The 20,163-nt window shown below is 62.6% G+C and carries 16 protein-coding genes; all 16 read right to left on the reverse strand.

Features of this window, described 5'->3' with window-relative positions:
- Nucleotides 1-4: 4 nt before the first annotated feature.
- The 16 genes from ACO06O_RS00600 to ACO06O_RS00675 all read right to left on the reverse strand — a co-directional run bounded on the left by ACO06O_RS00600 (nt 5) and on the right by ACO06O_RS00675 (nt 20,154).
- A complete protein-coding gene (locus ACO06O_RS00600; protein ID WP_420416046.1) occupies nt 5-1,066 on the reverse strand; it encodes an ABC transporter permease in 1,062 nt (353 codons plus the stop codon).
- 10 nt (nt 1,067-1,076) lie between these two features.
- On the reverse strand, nt 1,077-2,033 hold the full coding sequence (locus tag ACO06O_RS00605; protein ID WP_421875223.1) for an ABC transporter permease: 957 nt from the start codon (nt 2,031-2,033) through the stop codon (nt 1,077-1,079).
- Between the two features lie 207 nt (nt 2,034-2,240).
- The gene (locus tag ACO06O_RS00610; protein WP_421875226.1) at nt 2,241-3,851 is read right to left on the reverse strand and encodes an ABC transporter substrate-binding protein; all 1,611 of its coding nucleotides are present in this window, start codon (nt 3,849-3,851) and stop codon (nt 2,241-2,243) included.
- Nucleotides 3,852-4,332: 481 nt separating this feature from the next.
- Nucleotides 4,333-6,597 carry a nitric oxide reductase activation protein NorD gene (locus ACO06O_RS00615; RefSeq protein ID WP_421875229.1) on the reverse strand — a complete coding sequence of 755 codons (2,265 nt, stop codon included), beginning with the start codon at nt 6,595-6,597 and terminating at the stop codon, nt 4,333-4,335.
- Nucleotides 6,598-6,603: 6 nt separating this feature from the next.
- A complete protein-coding gene (locus ACO06O_RS00620) occupies nt 6,604-7,404 on the reverse strand; it encodes a CbbQ/NirQ/NorQ/GpvN family protein (RefSeq protein ID WP_421875231.1) in 801 nt (266 codons plus the stop codon).
- A gap of 66 nt (nt 7,405-7,470) precedes the next feature.
- The gene (locus ACO06O_RS00625; RefSeq protein WP_420416041.1) at nt 7,471-8,511 is read right to left on the reverse strand and encodes an aliphatic amidase; all 1,041 of its coding nucleotides are present in this window, start codon (nt 8,509-8,511) and stop codon (nt 7,471-7,473) included.
- A gap of 59 nt (nt 8,512-8,570) precedes the next feature.
- A complete protein-coding gene (gene urtE / locus ACO06O_RS00630) occupies nt 8,571-9,269 on the reverse strand; it encodes an urea ABC transporter ATP-binding subunit UrtE (RefSeq protein ID WP_421875233.1) in 699 nt (232 codons plus the stop codon).
- Complete coding sequence (gene urtD, locus ACO06O_RS00635; protein ID WP_420416039.1) at nt 9,262-10,014, reverse strand: urea ABC transporter ATP-binding protein UrtD; 753 nt, start codon at nt 10,012-10,014, stop codon at nt 9,262-9,264. Before urtD ends, urtE begins: the two co-directional genes overlap by 8 nt.
- Complete coding sequence (gene urtC, locus ACO06O_RS00640; protein WP_421875235.1) at nt 10,011-11,162, reverse strand: urea ABC transporter permease subunit UrtC; 1,152 nt, start codon at nt 11,160-11,162, stop codon at nt 10,011-10,013. The genes urtD and urtC overlap by 4 nt, the downstream gene beginning before the upstream one ends.
- Nucleotides 11,163-11,174: 12 nt before the next feature.
- Nucleotides 11,175-12,044 carry an urea ABC transporter permease subunit UrtB gene (gene urtB, locus ACO06O_RS00645; protein ID WP_420416037.1) on the reverse strand — a complete coding sequence of 290 codons (870 nt, stop codon included), beginning with the start codon at nt 12,042-12,044 and terminating at the stop codon, nt 11,175-11,177.
- 89 nt (nt 12,045-12,133) lie between these two features.
- The gene (locus ACO06O_RS00650) at nt 12,134-13,369 is read right to left on the reverse strand and encodes a transporter substrate-binding domain-containing protein (RefSeq protein ID WP_420416036.1); all 1,236 of its coding nucleotides are present in this window, start codon (nt 13,367-13,369) and stop codon (nt 12,134-12,136) included.
- 261 nt (nt 13,370-13,630) lie between these two features.
- Nucleotides 13,631-14,296, reverse strand: coding sequence for an ANTAR domain-containing response regulator (locus ACO06O_RS00655; RefSeq protein WP_420416035.1), 666 nt, complete (start codon nt 14,294-14,296; stop codon nt 13,631-13,633).
- Between the two features lie 14 nt (nt 14,297-14,310).
- Nucleotides 14,311-15,450 carry a transporter substrate-binding domain-containing protein gene (locus ACO06O_RS00660; protein WP_421875238.1) on the reverse strand — a complete coding sequence of 380 codons (1,140 nt, stop codon included), beginning with the start codon at nt 15,448-15,450 and terminating at the stop codon, nt 14,311-14,313.
- Nucleotides 15,451-15,840: 390 nt separating this feature from the next.
- The gene (locus ACO06O_RS00665; RefSeq protein ID WP_421875240.1) at nt 15,841-16,338 is read right to left on the reverse strand and encodes a MarR family winged helix-turn-helix transcriptional regulator; all 498 of its coding nucleotides are present in this window, start codon (nt 16,336-16,338) and stop codon (nt 15,841-15,843) included.
- A 70-nt stretch (nt 16,339-16,408) separates the two neighbouring features.
- On the reverse strand, nt 16,409-18,004 hold the full coding sequence (locus ACO06O_RS00670; protein ID WP_421875242.1) for an indolepyruvate oxidoreductase subunit beta family protein: 1,596 nt from the start codon (nt 18,002-18,004) through the stop codon (nt 16,409-16,411).
- Nucleotides 18,001-20,154, reverse strand: a complete 2,154-nt coding sequence (locus ACO06O_RS00675) for a thiamine pyrophosphate-dependent enzyme (RefSeq protein WP_421875244.1) — start codon at nt 20,152-20,154, stop codon at nt 18,001-18,003. The genes ACO06O_RS00670 and ACO06O_RS00675 overlap by 4 nt, the downstream gene beginning before the upstream one ends.
- Nucleotides 20,155-20,163: the final 9 nt, after the last annotated feature.

Here is a 20,163-nt window from a genome sequence, read left to right on the forward strand (position 1 = left end):
GTCATTACTCCTTCAGGCCGGACGACCGGTACAGCATCCAGTCGACGACGAAGTTCACGGCGACGGTCAACAGCGCGATCGCGGCCGCCGGAATCAGCGGTGTGATCTCGCCGAACGAGATCAGGGTGGCGTTGTCGCGCACCATCGATCCCCAATCCGCCGTGGGAGGTTGAATGCCGAGACCCAGGAAGGACAGGCCGGCGATCAGCAGGAAGACGAAGCAGAATTCCAGGCCGAATTCCGCGATCAGCGGTGCCGTGGAATTCGGCAGGATCTCCTTGCGGACCAGATACCACATGCCTTCGCCGCGCAGCCGCGCCGCCTCGATATAATCCATCACCACGATATTCCCGGCGACCGCCCGCGTAAGGCGGAAGACACGCGGCGAATAGATGATGGCGACGATGATGACCAGGACCGACAAGTTCGTGCCGAAGATGCTGAGCATCAGCAGCGCGAAGATCAGCGACGGGATCGACATGATCACATCCGCCAAACGACCCATGGCCTGATCGAACCAACCGCCCCGCGTCGCCGCCAGCAGTCCGGCAATGGTACCGGCCAGGAAGGCGAGCGTGGTGGCGATGAAGGCCAGACCGACCGTGTTCCGCGCACCATAGACAAGGCGGCTGAACAGGTCGCGGCCCAGCTGGTCCGCCCCCATCAGCATGTTCTCGTCCGCCGGGGCATAGGATTGCGAAATGACTTCCGCTTCGCCGAAGGGCGCGATCACGGGCGCGAAGACGCCGGCGATCACATAGGTCATGATCACGAACAGCCCGAAAGACGCCGTCAACGGCGCCTTCGCCAGGGCCTTCGACGTTTCATAGGGCGTGACGATCACCAGGAATTCGCGGAAGGCATAGGCCGTGCCGGCGCACAGTGCGATGACGCCCGCCGCGATCGTGATGTTCCACAGCCAGGTCTCGCCGCCGATGATGCCGACGATGAAGGACACCAGGGTCAGCGAGAACAGCAGCAGGAACGCGCTCTTCTTTCCGTAGAACGCTGCGAGGCAGGATGCGCCGATCAACAGCGCATAATAGCCGATTACGAAATAGTTCATCCTTCCCCCCTCACTTCTTATGACGCAGACGCGGATTCGTCAGAATCGAAAGCACGTCGGCCGCCAGGTTCAACAGGATGAACGTTGCGGCAAATATCAGACAGCACGCCTGGACAATCGGGAAATCGCGCTTGGTGACACTGTCGACCAGCAGCTGCCCGATGCCCGGATAGACGAACACGAATTCGACCAGCACCACCCCGGTGATCAGGTAGGCGAGGTTCAGCGCGATCACGTTGATGATCGGCGCCCAGGCGTTCGGCAGGGCGTGTTTCACGATGACTTTCCAGGCGGGCATCCCTTTGACCCGGGCCATCTCGATATACGGGCTGGCCAGCAGGTTGATGATCGCCGCCCGGGTCATCCGCATCATATGCGCGACCACGACCAGAACCATGGTCAGCGCCGGCAGGAAGGTTCGATGCAACAGATCCAGGAAGGTCATGTCGGAACTGAGCTTCGCGATCGCCGGGAAATAGCCCGTCTTAACGGACAGATACAGGATCAGGATGTAGCCCAGGAAGAATTCCGGCGACGAGATCGCGGTCAGCGTGGCGACGTTGGCAACGCGGTCGAAGATCGTGTTGCGCAGCAGCGCGACGATGACCCCCAGCGTGATCGCCAGCGGCACGGCGATGACCGCCGCGTAACAGGCCAGGAAAAGCGTATTGGCGAAACGCGGTCCGATCAAATCCCCGACCGGCGTATCGGTCACCGCCGAGCGGCCGAAATCGCCCAATACGGCCCCCCCGAGCCAATCGAAATATCGAACGATCGCGGGATCGCCCAATCCAAGCCGCGCCCGAAGCGCCGCCAGGTTTTCCGCCGTCGCACCCTGCCCCAGAATGGCTTGCGCCACATCCCCCGGCAGCAGTTCCACCATCCCGAAAATGATGATGGAAATCACCAGAAGCGTTACCGCCCCCAGTGCTAGGCGCTTGACGATGATGTCAAGTACGTCCCCCATGACTAACCCCCTTTATGAATGCCTGTTTCAGGCATGGACCGGTCGGGCTAAAACGCGCCCGTGCCCGGATTCGACCAACGCTTCGCAGGGCATTCGCGTTTAAATGCACGCCGGCTGCGGACACAACGACCCCGCCGGGCATATGCCCGGCAGGGTCGCCGATTGTCCGGTTCCGGCGAGAGCGTATCTGCCGATAGGGCAGACCACTTAACTGGCGAACCACCAGCGATGGTAACCGCGGCCACCGTCCAGCTCCCAGCTCGACGCCAGGTTTCCGCTGTGCTGCACCGACTTGTCGCGGGCATAGACGAAGTTGGTGAACATCGGCAGCACCGTACCGCCGTCGTCCTTCGCCAGTTCGCACATTTCGCGGTACATCGCCGAACGGCGTTCCTGATCCAGTTCTTTCTTGGCCAGCAGCAGCAATTCGTTGAACCGCTCGTTCTGCCAATGCGACTCGTTCCAGGCCGCGTCGTCCTTGTAGGCCAGCGTGAACATGTTGTCCGGCGTCGGGCGCGCGCCCCACTTCACGAAGCAGAACGGCTTCTTCAGCCAGACATCCGACCAATAGCCGTCATTCGGTTCGCGGACGGCCTTGATATTGATGCCGGCCGGCTTGGCGTGTTCGGAATACAGGACGCACATGTCCACGGCACCCGGCAGCACGCTGTCGGCGGCGGACAGTTCGACGTTCAGTTCGGTCAGACCAGCCTGTTTCAGGTGATATTTCGCCTTGTCCAGGTCGTATGGCCGCTGCGGCAGGTCCGGGTAGTAGGGCATGCCGGGCGAAACATGATAGTCGTTGCCGACCGTCCCCGTGCCGAACAGAATCTTGTCGACCAATTCCTGACGGTTACAGGCATATTTCAGCGCCTGGCGGACATTGACGTCGTTGAACGGCGCGACGTCGCAATGCATCGGCAGGGTGATGGCCGAGCCGCTGGGCACGTTGTCGACTTCGATATTCGGGCTGCGCGCCAGCAGGGCCAGCGTCTTCAGATCGACCGAAGTGACAGCGTGCACGTCGCCGGTGACCAGCGCGGTCTGGCGGGCGTTCGGGTCGTTGAGGACGATGATTTCGATCTTGTCGAAATACGCGCCTTCACGGTGCCAGCCTTCATGGCGGACCAGTTCGGACACCACGCCCGGCTCGTGCTTTTCGATCTTGTAGGGACCGGCGCCGATGCCGCTTTCCCATTCGACCGACCCGTCGTCCTTCGCCGGCAGCATGACCAGGTGGTAGTCGGTCATGATCCACGGCAGGTCGGCGGAACCCTGACCCAGTTCGATATGGATCGTGTGGTCGCCGTCGATCTTGATGTCGGTCACGTCGGCCAGCAGCGACTTCGCCGCCGAGGTCGAGCTTTCGCCGCGATGGAAGTTCAGCGACGCGGCGGCGTCCTTCGCGGTGAATTTGCGGCCATCGTGGAAGGTCGCGTTCTTGTTCAGCTCAAACGTCCAGACACGGGCATCCGGCGTCGCGCTCCACGCTTCGGCCATGTCCGGGCCGAGACCGTTTTCCGGCGTGATTTCGGTCAGATAGCTGCGGGTCGCGTGCGCGATCTGGATCTGACCGACGGATTGATAGGTACCCGGATCGTGCGAGTCGCTGGTGTTCCCGTCGTGCAGACCGACCTTGAACGTCCCGCCCTTCTGCGGCGCCGCCTTCGCGATCTTCGACGTCCAGAGCCCCGACGCGGCGGAAGCGGTCAGACCCGCCGCCACCGAATAGGCCATGAACTCACGGCGCGACAGCCGGCCGCGCCGAGCCTCCTGCGCCATCCGATTCAGCATTTCGTCCCTGTAGCTACCAGACATGATACCCCCTTGGTTTTTGAACGTTGCGTAGCGACTGTTTCAAGTTTCCGGCGACGGAAGGCCGGGGCGAAAAGCGACCGATTATCGACTTTGCGACCATGTAGTTCCGTCACGCTCCCATTCGGCATTGCGATGGTTACACCACCCGCCTTCTATATATGCGGGTCGAATGGCATGCCGCCGCTATCTCGTTAGGTCACGAATTCTTTCTAAACGCGACGCAATGCGGCCAATAGCTGGCCGTAATATCCAACGAGATCGGGGCGACTGTATTCAGTTTAGAACAGCATTGCTGACCTATTCATCACCCCGGACGGCATTCTCCGACACCGTGCTCATGGATGAAATTATACAAGTCGGGGTGAATGGCCAATGGGGTCACGGAAGTTTTATTATCGGGGCCGAGTTCGATTATTATCGTAATCTTGAGACGCTTAGGTAAATCCGACATAGAAATCGGCGCTGGGCGGCGCCGAAAGCCCTAGGTCGTCAGCCGAAAATACAGCTTTGGCAGCACATCCGGCAAGGCGGCGACCCGGTCGATATGCAGAATATTGCGACGTCCGAAGATTCGGTTCAGCTGGCTCTCCCCTGCCCCGGTCAGGCCGACACAGAACACGTCCACCCCCAACCGTGCGATCTCCTGAACCGCTTTCCGAGCGTCTTCGACAAGGTAATGCGGATCCGGCGCATCGACGTCCGACGGCTCGCCATCCGTCACCAGCAGGATCAGCCGGCGATGGGTCGGACGCGCCGCGATTTCCGCCCCCGCATGACGCAGGGCGGCACCGAGGCGGGTCGACAGGCCGGGTTTCAATGCCGCCAGGCGCGCGCGGCTCACCGCGGCGAAGGGCATATCGAAATCTTTCACACGATAGATCCGCACATCCTCCCGTCCGTCAGAGCAGAAGGCCCGAAGCGCGAAGGGATCGCCAATCGCCGACATCGCGTCCGCCAGCAGGGCCGCTGCGGCGCGTTCGATCGAAAAGACGGATTCCGTTGTCCCGGCGATTGTGTCCTTGGTCGATTCCGAGATGTCGAGCAGCAACAGCACCGAAAGATCGCGGTGCAGACGGGCGGTCACTTCATAAACGCGGCGATCCGGCTCGGCCCCGGCACGCCGGTCGATCACGGCGCGAATGCAGGCGTCGATGTCCAGCCTGTCCCCCTCCGGCTGGCGGCGTTGCCGGACCGGACGACTGACCCGCGCCCGATCGACCAGCGCGGCGACGCGGGCGCGGGTATCGCGATAACGCGCCAGGATCGCGTCGATCACCCCGGCAGAGGCCGGCCGGAAGCCGTATTCCAGAACGGTCGTCCAATCCGGACGCAGCCGCTCCGCCCGCCGGTCCCATTCGGGATAGCGCGCCACCGGAATGCCGGTATCGGGATCCGGTTCCACCGGCCGCACCGGCGCCGTCTCTTCGCCTTCTTCCGGCGCGGTATCGTTGCGATCCTTACCGCCGGTTTCCTCCTTTTGCGTCAAACGCACGGAAAGCAGAATTTCCTCCTGCGGCGCGGCGGCATCAGTCGGCGGGTCGCCGAAATCCCATAAGCCGTTCCCGTCATCGCGATAGGGCGGTTGAACGACATAGGTCTTGGGATTGAACTGGACGCGCATCTGGCCGAGGTCGTTCCCCAGCATGCCGCCGATCTCGCGCGACAGGGACGGATCTTCCAGATTTCCTTGCCGTTCCCGGAACAGGTCGACGCCCTTTTGCACCCAAGGGCTGGGATCGTCGAAATCCGGATCGATCAGGGCGCGGGCCAATCTGGCCATCAACCCGTCGGCAATGTTCGGGCCTTCCGGCCGGGCGTCATGAAACCGCCGCCACAGACGGGCAAGGCCCGGATAGCGACGGGCGGCCAGGGTTTCGACCCGCGCATCCTCGATCAACGAGACCAATGCGACCTGCAGCGGGCGAAGGGAGCCGACGGCGAAGCGCGCGCCGGAAAAGGTCAGATGCGCGCCCATATGAGCGACGGCGGCAAAATAGAGAAGACGCTCCTCACCCGCGCTGAACCCGCCGAAGGAATCCGGCAGCCAGAACACCGCGCCGTCGAAGGCGGGCCGGCGCGGCGTGTGCAGATCCGCGGGGGCGGCCACGGGACGCAGGGCGGGTTCGACCCGCCAGAGCGCCGTCGCGAAGGCCTTGATCGCGCCGGACGCCGCGTCCAGCCCGCCCTGCCCGGCTTCTTGATCCAGAACCCGGCGCGCATGGGGGATGGAAAGCTGGAAATAAGCCGTGCGCCCTCGCGTCGAGACCAGCCCGGCCGATACCCAGGCAGCAAACCCTTTGGCATCGACCGTGGACAGCAAGCCTTCCATTCGGTCGAGCACCGGACGCAACAGTGAGGCGTCGGCCGACACGATCGCATCGACCGCGCTCAACCACTCGGTGAAGTCCCCCGGCCGCTCAAGCTTCGGGACGGCCTTTGTGGACTGGACCAGAAGCAGCCGCGCCAGATCGGAACTGTCGGGCTGGCACAGAAACAGCGCGCGCGTGCCCAACATCAGCGCAGCGGCAGGCGACACATGGCGGGCGCAGGTCAAGGACGCGTGAACATAGGCTGTCGCCATCGTCGGTCCCGACGTCGCGCAGAGCCGGTCGAACTGGTCGGTCCAGCTTTCGAGGTCGGGACCTGAGAATTGCCGGTAAACGGCGGTCCAGGTCGGACCGCTGATCCTGTCGAATGCGGCCAACCGGCGGTCACGCCGGCCCGCGCGATCCCCGATCGGATCCATCGCCGTCTATCCGATACAAGCGGCGACGGTTTCGGTCAGCGCGCCGCGCAGATCCGGATCGTCGGTGATCGGCAGGATCATGGTCGCCCGGCAGGCCTCCGCCAGCGGCACGCCCCGCCCGGCGAGACGCCCCGCCTGGATCAGGGTACGTGTCGACGCGCCTTCCGACAGGCCATGGCCTTTCAGATTCCGGGAGCGCCCGGCAATCGCCACCAGCGTGTCTGCCAGGGCGGCATCGACACCGGATTCCCGGGCCACGATTTCCGCTTCGGCGGCCGGTTCCGGATAGGTAAAATCCAAGGCGGCGAAGCGCTGCTTGGTCGATTCCTTCAGATCCTTCACCACGCTCTGATAACCGGGATTGTAGGAGATCACGAGTTGGAAATCGGGATGCGCCGGGACCAGTTCGTTCTTCTTTTCCAGGGGCAGCAGACGGCGTTCGTCGGTCAATGGATGGATCACGACCGTCGTGTCCTGCCGGGCCTCGACGATCTCGTCCAGGTAACAGATGCCGCCATGACGCACCGCGAGGGTCAGCGGCCCGTCATGCCAGACGGTTCCGTCCGCATCCAACAGGAACCGTCCGACCAGATCAGACGCCGTCATGTCCTCATGGCAGGCAACCGTGATCAGCGGCTTCTTCAGGCGCGCCGCCATATGTTCGACGAACCGTGTCTTGCCGCAGCCCGTCGGCCCTTTCAGCATGACCGGCATCCGGGCGTCATAGGCGGCGGCGAACAGGTCGACCTCGTTGGCGACGGGCCGGTAATACGGGGTCCCGTCGATCAAATACGCATCCAGAGACATAGAACTACTCTTCAAAAAAGAGGGACCGGACGGGGCGGAGGGAGTTCACGCCCCGTCCGTTCGGACTCAGCGATGTTTCGCCGTGGATTCGTTCGGAATGCCGTCGATCGGGCATTCCTCCGTCCCGGCCGTGGATCGCGTCATCGCCTCGACCATCTCGCGGGTGCCTTCGGGGTCCGTAACCCATTTGCTGTAGAAGTCGTACGGACAGGCCGCCACGCCCTTGTCGCTCTCGCCGGACCCGATCATGCCCGTATAGCCGCGGTGAACCAGCTTATAGAGGTGGTTCTGCGACTGCATGTTCTTGCGGGCATCGCGGATCAGGGATGTCGACAACTGGGCATACTGGATCCCCATGTCTTCTTCGCCGCATTCCCCGAGCGTACGACCGTCGAAACCGATGATCGCCGAATGGCCGAAATAGGAATAGACGCCGTCGAAGCCGGCAGCATTCGCCACCGCGACATAGCAGTTATTGGCCCAGGCCATGGCCTTGGACATGATCACCTGCTGATCCTTGGCCGGGTACATATAGCCCTGGCAGCGGACAATCAGTTCGGCCCCCTTCATCGCGCAATCGCGCCAGATTTCCGGATAGTTGCCGTCGTCGCAGATGATCAGGCTGACCTTCAGCCCCTTGGGACCTTCCGAGACATAGGTGCAGTTGCCCGGATACCAGCCCTCGATCGGCACCCAGGGCATGATCTTGCGGTACTTCTGGACGATCTCGCCCTTGTCGTTCATCAGGATCAGCGTGTTGTAGGGCGCCTTGTTCGGGTGTTCCTCATGCCGTTCGCCGGTCAGGGAGAACACGCCCCAGACCTTTGCATTGCGGCAGGCCTCGGCGAAGATTTCCGTCTCCTCGCCAGGGCAGGAGGAGGCGGTTTCGTACATCTCCTTCTGGTCGTACATGATACCGTGGGTGCTGTATTCCGGGAAGATCACCAGATCCATTCCCGGCAGGCCGACTTTCATGCCCTCGACCATCTTTGCGATGTTGCGGGCGTTATCTAGAACCTCCGCCCGGGTATGCAGGCGAGGCATTTTGTAATTGACGACAGCGACCCCGACTGTGTCGCGGCTGCTGGAAATATCACCGTGAATCATAGCGTCCTCCGTTCTGTGTTTAGCTACTCGGTCCGGTCCGGCTGCGCCTGTCTCCGCCCCTAGACCGCCATGTGCCGATGGACGAGGTCGTCCGTTAGGTCGGCGATGGCTCCTGTCGCCACGGCGCAGCCCTTCTCCATGATCACGAAGGTGTTGCTGGCGCGGCGCGCGAATTCGACGTCCTGTTCCACCAGCACGATGGCGATCCCGTGCTTGCGGTTCAGGGCGACGATCGATTCCTCGATCTGTTCGACGATGTTCGGCTGGATCCCCTCGGCGGGCTCATCCAGCAGGATGATCTTGGGATCGGTCAGCAAGGCCCGCGCGATGGCGAGTTGCTGTTGCTGACCGCCGGACAGGTTGCCGCCTGCCCGGCCGATATGTTCCTTCAGGGCCGGGAACAGGTCGAAGACGATATCCTCCAGATCCTGCCGGTCGCCGGGGCCGCGGGCGAAGCCCCCGACCCTCAGGTTCTCCATGACGGAAAAGCGCGGCAGGATTCCCCGTCCCTGCGGCACATAGCCGATCCCGGCCCGCGCCCGCATATGGGTGGCCAGGCCCGTCATCTCCTCGCCGTCCAGCCGGATCGATCCGACCGTCCGGTCCAGCAGCCCCAGCACGGCGCGCATCAGGGTCGTCTTGCCGACCCCGTTGCGGCCCAGCACACTGACGAAACCGCCATCCGGGACATTGACGTTGACTTGCTGCAGGACGTGGGAATTGCCGTAGAACCCGTCCAAGCCGTTGATCTCAAGCATGACCGATCCCCACTTTTCCAAGATAGACTTCGCGGACCTTCTGGTTGGCGCTGACTTCGTCGGCGCGACCCTCCGCCAGCATGGATCCCTGGTGCATGACCGAGATCACGTCGCCGATTTCCTTCACGAAACCCATGTCGTGTTCGACCACGATGATCGTGTGCCGCCCCTTCAGGCGATTGCAGATATCCGCGGTCTTCTGGGTTTCCTGGGACGTCATGCCCGCCGTCGGTTCGTCGAGCAGGATCAGTTCGCTGTCCTGAGCCAACAGCAGCGCGATCTCCAGCCATTGCGTCTGTCCGTGCGACAGGTAGGACGCCGGATGATCCAGGAAGTCGACCAGCCCGACGAAATCGGCCAGTTTCTCCAACCCATCGCTTTCCGGCGTGCGGCCGATCCGGATCAGGTTGGCGAAGACGCCGGTCCGCTTGCAGTAGGCGACCTCCAGGTTCTCCCGCACCGTCAATTGCTTGAAGACGCTGGGCACCTGGAACTTCCGGCCGACCCCGGAACGGGCGATCAGATGTTCCTCCATCTGTGCCAATTCCTGACCGCGATAGCGGATCGAGCCCGAGGTGGGTTTCGTCTTGCCGCAGATCAGGTCCAGCGCGGTGGTCTTGCCTGCCCCGTTGGGCCCGATCAGACACCGCAATTCGCCCTTCGCGACCTTCAGGTTCAGACCGTCCACCGCCTTGAAGCCGTTGAAGCTGACGGCGAGGTTCGAGAGTTCGAGATGTGTGGTCATGACCGTTCCGCCGCCCCCTTGTCGGCAAGGACGGCGGCGTCCGTCGCGCCTTCCGTCGGTTTTTCGGCAGGCTGGGCCGCCAGTCGCCGGCGCAGCATTTCGAACAGCCCGGCCAATCCGTTCGGCAGGAACAGAACGACCAGCACGAAGGCCGCCCCCATGATCAGGGTCCAGGTGTCCAGGAAGGTTTCGGATTCCGACAGGGTGCCTTCCATGCCGGCGACAAGGATCGCCCCCAGAAGCGCGCCCAGCAGGCTCTGCCGGCCGCCGACCGCGCACCAGATGACGATGGACAGGCTGAGCGGCACGCCGAGGAAGGTCGGCGAGGCGAATTCCATCACCACCGTGTAGAGCATGCCCGCCACACCGGCGATCCCGGCGGAGACGGAGAAGGCCAGCACCTTGTACCAGGCGACGTCGTAGCCGAAGAACCGTACCCGGTCTTCGTGGTCGCGAACGGCCTGCAGGATCAGCCCGGCCTTGCTCTTGGTCACGGCCAGCGCCAGGAACAGGCAGACCGTCATGCAGACCGCGACCAGGTAATAGGTCGACTTGCTGTAGGCGTCGAATTCGATGCCGAACAGCTCCAACTGCGCCAGATCGGTGATGCCGTTGAAACCGCCGGTAAAGCGTTGCTGGTCGATGATCAGCAGGTTGCCGACCACCAGGGTGGCAAGCGTGATGATCGCGACATAGACGCCGGTCACCCGCCCCCGGAACATGAACCAACCCAAGATGACGGCCAGGAAGACCGGGACGATAATCCCCGCCAGCAGGGCGAAGGGCATGGAATGAAAGGGTTGCCAGAACCAGGGCAGGGTTTCGACATTGTTCCAGACCATGAAGTCCGGCAGGCCGCCCTCCCCGGTATGGACCGGAACCGTGCGCAGTTTCAGCGCCATGGCCATGCAGTAGGACCCGATGCCGAAGCTGAGCGCCTGACCCAGATTGAGGATCCCGGCATAACCCCAGGACAGGCTGAGCGCCATGGCGGCCATGCCGAGCACCAGATAGCGGGCATACCGGTTCAGCAGGAAGTCATTGTCCAGAACCAGCGGGAACAGGAAGATCGCGCCGCAGACAATGGCGTAGACCGTGATCTGGACCGCCGTCCGGTTGTTCAGGAATGTGGTGAATGCGTTAGACATGATGGCGCCTCCTCACGACCGGATACGGGAGACGAACAGGCCTTGGGGCCGGAAGCGGATCAGCACGATGATCGCGAGCAGCACCAGCGCCTTCGCGATCGTGTCGTTCCACAGATAGGCCAGACCGCCGGTCAGCTCGCCCAGCATCAGGGCACTGGCGACCGTACCGAACAGGCTCTGCACCCCGCCCAGGACGACGACGAAGAAAGCATCGACGACATAGGTCGTCCCCATCTCGGGCGAGACGCTCTTCAACGGCGCGACCAGCGCGCCCGCCAGGCCGGCGAGACCGGCGCCGTAAGCGAATGTCAGGCTGTAGACCTTGTCGGCGTCGATTCCGAAACAGGAGGCGACGCTGCGGTCCTGAACCACGGCACGCAGTTTGGTGCCGAAAGTCGTCCGGAACATCAGATACCAGGTCACCGCGAACAGGGCGGCGACGAAGACGAAAATGAATACGCGATAGCCGGGCACGTCGACGCCCAGAATGCCGACCGTCCCGGTCAGCACGGAGGGCATTTCGACATAGCGCAGCTCACCGCCGGCCGAGAGGCGGATCATCTGCTGCAGCATGACGCCCAAGCCCCATGTCGCCAGGATCGTGTCCAAGGTGCGCCGGTAGAGGAAGCGGATCACCCCGCGTTCGACCAGCCAGCCCAGGGCGCCCACGCCCAGAAAGACGACGATGAGGCTGGGCAGAAGGCCGACACCGAAGAAGGCGTTCATCGCCCAGGCGCCATAGGCCCCCAGCATCACGAATTCGCCATGCGCCATGTTGATGACGCCCATCGACCCGTAGATGATCGCGAGACCGAGCGCGATCAGCAGCAGGATCGACCCGATGCTGAGCCCGGTCATGATTTGTTGAAGAAAGAATTCCATCTGATGTCCCGATCTGTCCGGGTGCGGCGCGTCCCGGTCCCGAAGGACACGGGACGCCACCGCACGGGGGTTCAGCGGCTATCCGCGCGTCAGCTCTGCACCAGGCCGTCGGCGGTGCAGTGCTGGTTGGGATAGGCGGCATAGGGTTCGGGTTTCAGCCATTCCTTGGAATCGCGCAGCACCTCGAACTGGCCGTCCGACTTCGCCATCGCGATCTTCGGCCACAGCCAGGTGTGCAGGTTCTCGGCTTCCAGATGGACCTTGCCCTGCGGCGCGATCAGTTCCTGGCCTTTCACCGCCTCGCGGATCGTGGTCGGATCGATATCGCTCGCCGCCAGTTGCTCAACCGCCTGCTTGAACAGATAGATCTGGAAGTAGGACGGTTCCGACACGAAGTGGGTGACCTTGTCGCCGCCCCAGCGTGACTTGTAGGCCTCCACGAAGCGTTCGTTCTCAGGCGACTGGTGGACCATGAAGTACGGCGCGGAGGTGAAGTGACCGGCCGCCGCGTCGCCGCCCATGGCCGCGACTTCGTTTTCCGACGTCGTCAGGCTGGCCATCGGCATCTTGTCCGGATCGAGGCCGGCCGCCCGGTACTGGCGGTGCAGCGCGACGACGGAATCGCCGACGACCGTGGAGAAGATGACGTTCGGCTGGGTGCTCTGGATCTTGTTGATGACCGAGCTGAATTCGGAATGACCCAGCGGGACGTATTCCTCGTTCACGACCTCGGCGCCAAGCTCTTCCAGCAGCTTCTTGCAGTAATTGTTCTCTTCCTTCGGATAGATGTAGTTCGATCCGATCAGATAGAATTTCTTGCCGAACTTCTCGACCAGCCACGGGATGAATTCATCCTGCTGCTGGTTCGGCACGGCGCCGGTATAGATGACGTTCTTGGAGCATTCGCGGCCCTCATAGAGCGTCGGATACCAGTACAGGTTATCCCGCTTTTCGAAGACCGGCAGGACCGCCTTGCGGCTGGCCGAGGTATAGGAACCGAATACCGAAACGCATTTGTCGCCGACGACCAGCTTGCGTGCCTTGACCGCGAAGGTCGCGGGGTCGGAGGCCGGATCCTCGACCACCGGCACGATCTTCATGCCGTTGATCCCGCCGGCATCGTTGATCTCTTCGATCGCCAGCAGCGTCGCCTTGTTCAGCGATTCCTCGATGATGCCGGTCGTACCGGTCAGCGAAAACAGAACCCCGACCTTGATTTCGCCATTCGACGCACGCGCCAGGGACGTGTCCTTGCGCCAGATATGCGGGGCCGCGGTGAAGGCGCCGGTTGCCGCGGCGCCGATCAGAAAGTCTCTTCTCTTCATGCTCATTCTCCCTGTCCGAAACACAAAAAGCCCCGAGCCGATCCGCGGGATGCGGTCGTTCTCGGGGCGCCATTGCCAACACTGTGTTATGGACGGCCGCGCGGCCGCCGGAATCGAATCTTGGGGGAAGCAACAAAAAGCCCCACGGACTCGCGCATCGGCGGAATCATCGTGGGGCGGCTTCGCCTTAGATTTTCAAGACGGCATCCTTGCCGTCGGCACTCTCGTTCGGATCGTTCTTTTCACGATCCGAGTAAAAGACTAACCGAGGATCTCCTGGGAGTCAATCAGCGCGTTCGCGACACTGCCGATCGACACCCGGCGTTCCATCGCCTGACGGCGCAGGAAATGATACGCATCCTCCTCGTTCAGGTTCTTCATGCGCATGACAATGGCCTTGGCCCGTTCGACACTGCGCATGGTGCGAAGGTTCTCGTCCAACCGATCGATCCGGCCTCGCAGGCGGCGTTCGTAAAGGAAATGTTCGCGCGCCAGAAACAGGCTGGACTGAACCCCGGCCGGCTGCAGCGGATAGTGCAAGATGGACTGCGCCGCGCAATTCCGGACCAGTGCAAAATCCAACGGCGCTTTCCCGGTCGAGACCAGCACCAGCGCCGCCTCAGGTTCGCCCGGGACCCATGGCAGGCGGCTGGGAAGATCGTCGGTCAGCTCGCAGAAGATCACATCGAAATCGACGGGCAGTTGCGGGGGCACCGGCCAGATATGCTGAACCCGGACCCGTGCGCGTTGCAGTTCGCGGATCAACCGCTCGCCGTCATCGCCGCGATCCACAATCACGGCGACCGACATATTTGCAAAACGGAAGGACGATGCCGTCTCCTTGCCTTGTTGGGCGCCCTGGCTTCGTCCGGCCGCCCCGCCGCGTGGCCGGGCCGGGCCTTCCTGCCGATGGATCATACCGCTCATCGCCGCCGTCTCCTTCAGCCGAACGCCAGGTTTCGGCTATACCCGATCAGATACGGATCGGCCTTCACCCGGTCTTTCGATTCGAAGACCAGATCGAACTGTCCGTTCTGATTGGCACGGCCGATCCGAGTCCACAGATCGGCATGACCGCAAACCGGGTTGATCGAAATCTCGCCTTGCGGCGCTTCATATTCCGATCCGATGACCGAGGCGCGCAGGATTTCGGTGTCGATGGAGTTCGTCTCCCCCAGCGCCTTGGCGAAGACATGAACCTGAAAATAGGACGCTTCCAGGCACATATTGGTCGGCTCGTCCTCGCCATAGCGCCGCTTGTAGAGATCCACGAAGGACGAGTTCCGGTCGTTCCCGATGCCCTGGAAATAGGGGGCGGCGGTAATGTGCCCCTCCCCGACATCGTATCCCATGGCCTTGATCTCGGCCTCGGTCGTGGTCAGGCTCGCGATCGGTGTGACCTTCGGGTTGAAGCCGAAATCATTGTAGGCCTGATAGAGATGCACCGTCGCATCGCCGACCACGGTCGAGAAGATCACGTCGGGTTGCGCGTTCTTCATTTCCCGCAGGATCTCGTTGAATTCCCGCCGGTCTGCGCCGAGGCGCACATAGCGCTCGCCAACCACTTCGCCGCCGCTGTTCTTGACCAGTTCGCGCATGATCCGGTTGGATTCGCGCGGATAGATGTAATCGGAGCCGACGAAGAAGAAGCGCTTGCCATACATTTCCATCAGAACGCGGCATAGTTCCACGCTGTTCTGGTTCGGCGCGGCACCGGTATAGATCACGTTCGGGGAATACTCGAAGCCTTCATAGAGGGTCGGATACCACAGCAACCCGTTCAGCCGTTCGACCACCGGCAGGACCGCTTTCCGGCTGCTGGACGTATAGCAGCCAAAGATCGTATTGACCCCGTCCTCTACCATCAGACGCTTCGCCAAACGCCCAAAGGCGCGGGATTCCGATCCCGGGTCATAGATGACCGGCTCTACCTCGCGGCCGTTTATGCCTCCGGCTGCGTTGATTTCCTCAATGGCCGTCAAGGTACCGCGGAGTTGCGTCTCCTCAATCACCGCCATGAAGCCGCTTTGAGAGAACAGTACGCCGACACGCCAAGGTTCGGTCGTATTCGTTGTCTCCATGCCTGTCGTCTCCCGTCGTCGGACTGCCTGTTACAGTCAACACGATTGGACAGGTCTTGCCGCCTTGTATTTTTGCGGTCATTGCACCCGTCCAACTTGCGGAACGTCGATTTCCCGGCCGATCGTTCCCCCTGCCCCCTCCCCAAATCCAGACCGGAGGATGCGGGAGCAGGACATCCGGGCCGTCGTCTCATTACCGGCCGGATGGACAAACCAGCGGCAGATAATGAAAAAGGGCGAAGGGGCTTCCACACGGCCCTGCGCATTGCAGAGTCATCCGGAGGCCACTTCGCCCTGATATTTTGCGCGGCGCCAATGCCGCTGGTCCGCATCGCGAACCATCTGAAACGCTAACCCCGCCAGAAAGGCGAGTCAACGCCCTAACGCAGATCAGGCTTTCAGGGGATAGGTGTCCAGATTGGCGCGCATGACGGAAATCAATCGTTCCAGCGCCGATTTCTCTTCTTCGGACAGATTCAACAGCGCGCGTTCCGCATGCGCCATGGTGATCGACTGAACCTGCGTGTAGATCTCCCGGCCCTTGTCCGTCATGGAGATGGAACGCACCCGGCCGTCTTGGTCGATGCGGTCCCGCCGGACCAGGCCCTCTTCCTCCATCCGCGTGATCAGACGGCTGACGGTCGATTGCTCAATCATCGCATAGGAGACGAGTTCATTGATCGAGGCGGATTCGTTGTAGTCCAGCACCGCCAGGAGGCGCCAATTGGAAATCGTCAGCCCCAGCTTGCGCAAATCCTGGTTCAAGAGCTGGTTCATCCGGAATGTCAGGCAGTTCATCAGATAGGGCAGAATGCTTTCCAGCACGATTCCCGGTCTGGGCTGGTCGTGCGCCTCCGCAACATCCATCTTTTCCGCCGTATCCGCCATGGGTTCGAACCCCCTCCCATCAATCATTCAAATCCGCCTATACCGGAATATCAGGAGTCCAGAAAGCCGATCAATTCGTAGCACCGGGCACGGAGTCGTCGATAAAGCTGCGGATGGTCGCCAGCGCGCCGTCCAACGCCTCCCCCTTTTCGTCGGCCAAGGCGGCCTCGCGCAGTCGCCGCACCCAGTCGGCGGCATCCGGTCGACCGGCCACCAGATCGGCGCCGTCCAACACTCGATCGAATTTCGACAGGCCCCGCGCATACGTATCGCTGTAGCCCTTCACCAAGCGGCGACAGGTCAGAATCTCGACGGCGAATGCGTAATCCAGTCGCAATGCGGTTTGCGCCCGGTCGATCCAGCTTTCCCAATGTGCCTTCTCCCGGCGATGGCGCAGGGTACCGCGCCGCCACCGCCGCAGACCGCCGACGCAATAAAGGCTGAGAAACGGCAGAAGCGAGTCCGTCCGGATTCTGCGGCCCCGGTTCACCAACCGATCGACCACACGATACAGGCCCGGCCGCGCCTCAACCGCCGCGCCTATGCGCCACGGCATCAGGCCGCAGATCTCGGCGACACCGGGATGCATGAATTCGGTGATCCGGACCAAATTGCTGTCGGACGCGCCGGCATGATCGCGTACCCGGCGGAACCGGGCGGACCGAACCTTCAGATCCGCGACGCGGATAACATCGTCATAGGCCATCGCATTGGCCAGATACTTCGCCAGTGTCCGGGCATAGGCGAAGCCGTGCGACGCCCCGCCTGCCCGGCTGTCCGCCAGGGCCGCGCGTTCGACAGCGTCCAGATAGTCGTCGCCATAATCCGGGTCCTGAAAATCCACGACCTTCCGCACTCCCCGGCGCGCGATGTCGCGGACCGGTTCCGGCAGATCGGCAATCCGGGCGTTCAAGGCGGACCATCGTTCAAGCAATCGCCGCGGTCCGGTCACCGGCTCTTGCGGATCGTCGGAGGCCGGCGGGGCGGATGCGGTCGCCTCGGCCTCTCCTGTCGCGGCGGCATAGGCGCGGTCGAAGGCGCGCAGGCTCGCCTCGACACCGCGCCCCGCGGCACGGATCGTTTCCTCGAAACTCTCCTTGGAGAAGGGCAGCGCGCCCGACCCCGCCAACCCGCCCAGTAAGCAGGCGGAGATATGGCTGCGCGTCTCGACCGCGATACTGTCCATCGGGAAACAGACGAAATGGCGGGACGCCTGTTGCGCGCTGCGCAGCACCACATCGACATCGGCGCGGCCATCGCCCGGCACGATCTTTTCCGACACCGCATACATCCGGTGGTTCGACGCGATCAGCGTGGTCCGGTCCGGCGTTACAAACCCGCGGGTGATCGCGCGCCCAGCCTCCATGATCTCGGCCGCGACAAGCACATCGACATCGCCCGGCGCCGGCATCAGGGCAAAGACCGGCTCCCGTTCCGTCGCGGGCATCATCTCGACATAATAGATCGTCGCACCGGTGCGCTGGGCGACGCCGGGCACGGATGTCGACTGCGCGTGATAGCCGTTGCGCTCCGCCACATCGACGATCCAGTCGGTCAGAACGCCGCCGCCCTGCCCCCCGACGGCCAGCACCGCAACCTTGATAATGCCTTCGGTTTGATCCTGGCCGGCCGTTGCGGTGAAGTTTCGGACTGCCGCGTCGATCATGCCGCATCCCCGAAACTAAGGCGCTTCGATTCCCGGCGGGCCTGCAGCCAGCCGATCAGGCGGGCGGACTGGCGCGCCGCCCAGGATTCAAACCGCCCGGGGTTATGGACAGTGTCGGCACGATAGAAGGAAGGGCACAGCACCGCCGCATCCGCGACCTCCCCGCAATTGCCGCAACCGACACAGGATTCGTCGATCGCCGCGACCGGGTCATCGCGCAAGGGATCGTCCAGTTTCTTCATCGTCAGGGAAGGACAACCGGACAGGCGCATGCAGGCATGGTCCCCGGTGCAGACATCCTCGTCGACACCGAATTTGGGCACCTCGACCCGGCCCCCGTCCCGCATCGTCTTTGCGCGGACCGGCCGTTCCCGGCGCTGGCGGTTCAACATGCATTCCGACGACGCGATGATGACCTTCGGTCCCTCGGCGTCGGTGGTCAGGGCATCCTTCAGCGTGTCCCGTACCTTTGTCACGTCATAGGTCCGGTCGATCTGGCGAACCCATTTGACGCCCACCCCGCGCACCGCGCTTTCAATGGAATGCTGCGTCGACTTCGACTTGTTCTCAGCCCGGGAGGACAGGATGTCCTGACCGCCGGTCGCGGCCGAATAATAGTTGTCGACGATCATCACGACGCCGTCGGACTTGTTATAGACCGCATTGCCGATGCTGGACGTCAGACCGTTATGCCAGAAACCGCCATCGCCCAGGATGGAGATCGGCCGCCGTTCGCCGCCACCGTCAAAGGCCGCGTTCGAGGCCGGCCCCAGCCCGAATCCCATCGTCGTGCCACCGATTTCGAAGGGCGGCATGATAGAGAACAGGTGACAGCCGATATCCGCCGCGATCTGGTGCGGACCCATTTCCTGTTCGACCAGTTTCATCGCCGCGAAGATCGGCCGTTCCGGACAGCCTGTGCAGAAACCCGGCGGCCGCACGGGCACCGTCTTCGTCAGGTCTTCGCCATAGGAATCCGGGGTTGGCTTGTTCGGCGCCCGGTCCTTGGCCTGCAACATCGACGGGTCGAAATCCTTCAGGAAGGATGAAATGCCGTCCAGCATCGCGGCCCCGGTATATTCCCCAGCGGGCGGCAGCACGTCCTTGCCGATCAGTTTCGTCACCACCCCGGACTTGTAGAGCATGGCGCCGAAAGCTTGCTCGATATAGGCGGGCTGGCCCTCCTCCACGACCAGAACGGCGTCCTTGTCGCGGCAGAAATCGAGGAATTCCTGATCGATCAGGGGATAGGTCACATTCAGGACGTAGAGCGGGATCGCCGTATCGCCGTGAACATTCGCAAGGCCCAGACGCTGCAGCGCGCGAATGACCGTGTTGTACATGCCGCCTTGCAGGACGATCCCGGTCTTCGCCGATTTCGGGCCGAAGAATTCGTTCAGCCCACGCTCGCGAATGAATTTCACTGCGGCGGGCCAGCGCTCGGTCACCTTCTCCTGCTCATGCTTGAAGGCGGCCGGCGGAAGGACGATGCGGTCGGTCTTGCGTTGCGGGTTCTTCAGCGCGTCGCGCACGGACAGGGGCGGCGGCACATTGTCCTTGGCGGTGAAGCGGCCATGGACATGGCAGGCCCGGATGCGTACCTCCAGCATGACCGGCGTATTCGAGGCTTCCGAAAGCTCGAACCCGTCATGGACCGCCTGCACCATGGACGGCAAGTTCGGGCGCGGATCCAACAGCCAGATCTGCGACTTCATCGCGAAGGCGTGGCTGCGCTCCTGCATGATGGAGGAACCCTCGCCGTAATCCTCCCCGACGATGACCAGCGCCCCGCCGGTCACGCCGCCGGACGCCAGATTGGCCAGCGCGTCGGAGGCGACATTGGTGCCCACCGTCGATTTAAACGCGACCGCGCCGCGGATCGGGTAATGCACGGATGCGGCCAGCATCGCCGCCGCTGCGGCTTCCGACGCATTTGCTTCATACCGCACGCCCAGTTCCGCCAGGATGTCCTGCGCGTCCGCCAGCACGTCCATCAAATGCGAGATCGGCGCCCCCTGATAGCCGCCGACATAGCCGACACCCGCCTCCAGCAGCGCCTTGGTGATCGCCAGAATGCCCTCGCCGCGGAACTCCTCACCCGCGCCGATGCGCAATTGCTGAACCTCTTTGACGAAAGATCTTTCGGCCATCGGATGCCT

Source organism: Pacificispira sp., from assembly GCF_965228185.1.
In the GTDB taxonomy this organism is placed as follows: domain Bacteria; phylum Pseudomonadota; class Alphaproteobacteria; order UBA8366; family Aestuariispiraceae; genus Pacificispira.

What these genes read in the sequence shown, in the direction of transcription:
- ACO06O_RS00600 (WP_420416046.1), bottom strand. Translation starts at nt 1,066, where the DNA reads ATGAACTATTTCGTAATCGGCTATTATGCGCTGTTGATCGGCGCATCC.
- ACO06O_RS00605 (WP_421875223.1), bottom strand. Translation starts at nt 2,033, where the DNA reads ATGGGGGACGTACTTGACATCATCGTCAAGCGCCTAGCACTGGGGGCG.
- ACO06O_RS00610 (WP_421875226.1), bottom strand. Translation starts at nt 3,851, where the DNA reads ATGTCTGGTAGCTACAGGGACGAAATGCTGAATCGGATGGCGCAGGAG.
- ACO06O_RS00615 (WP_421875229.1), bottom strand. Translation starts at nt 6,597, where the DNA reads ATGGATCCGATCGGGGATCGCGCGGGCCGGCGTGACCGCCGGTTGGCC.
- ACO06O_RS00620 (WP_421875231.1), bottom strand. Translation starts at nt 7,404, where the DNA reads ATGTCTCTGGATGCGTATTTGATCGACGGGACCCCGTATTACCGGCCC.
- ACO06O_RS00625 (WP_420416041.1), bottom strand. Translation starts at nt 8,511, where the DNA reads ATGATTCACGGTGATATTTCCAGCAGCCGCGACACAGTCGGGGTCGCT.
- urtE (WP_421875233.1), bottom strand. Translation starts at nt 9,269, where the DNA reads ATGCTTGAGATCAACGGCTTGGACGGGTTCTACGGCAATTCCCACGTC.
- urtD (WP_420416039.1), bottom strand. Translation starts at nt 10,014, where the DNA reads ATGACCACACATCTCGAACTCTCGAACCTCGCCGTCAGCTTCAACGGC.
- urtC (WP_421875235.1), bottom strand. Translation starts at nt 11,162, where the DNA reads ATGTCTAACGCATTCACCACATTCCTGAACAACCGGACGGCGGTCCAG.
- urtB (WP_420416037.1), bottom strand. Translation starts at nt 12,044, where the DNA reads ATGGAATTCTTTCTTCAACAAATCATGACCGGGCTCAGCATCGGGTCG.
- ACO06O_RS00650 (WP_420416036.1), bottom strand. Translation starts at nt 13,369, where the DNA reads ATGAAGAGAAGAGACTTTCTGATCGGCGCCGCGGCAACCGGCGCCTTC.
- ACO06O_RS00655 (WP_420416035.1), bottom strand. Translation starts at nt 14,296, where the DNA reads ATGAGCGGTATGATCCATCGGCAGGAAGGCCCGGCCCGGCCACGCGGC.
- ACO06O_RS00660 (WP_421875238.1), bottom strand. Translation starts at nt 15,450, where the DNA reads ATGGAGACAACGAATACGACCGAACCTTGGCGTGTCGGCGTACTGTTC.
- ACO06O_RS00665 (WP_421875240.1), bottom strand. Translation starts at nt 16,338, where the DNA reads ATGGCGGATACGGCGGAAAAGATGGATGTTGCGGAGGCGCACGACCAG.
- ACO06O_RS00670 (WP_421875242.1), bottom strand. Translation starts at nt 18,004, where the DNA reads ATGATCGACGCGGCAGTCCGAAACTTCACCGCAACGGCCGGCCAGGAT.
- ACO06O_RS00675 (WP_421875244.1), bottom strand. Translation starts at nt 20,154, where the DNA reads ATGGCCGAAAGATCTTTCGTCAAAGAGGTTCAGCAATTGCGCATCGGC.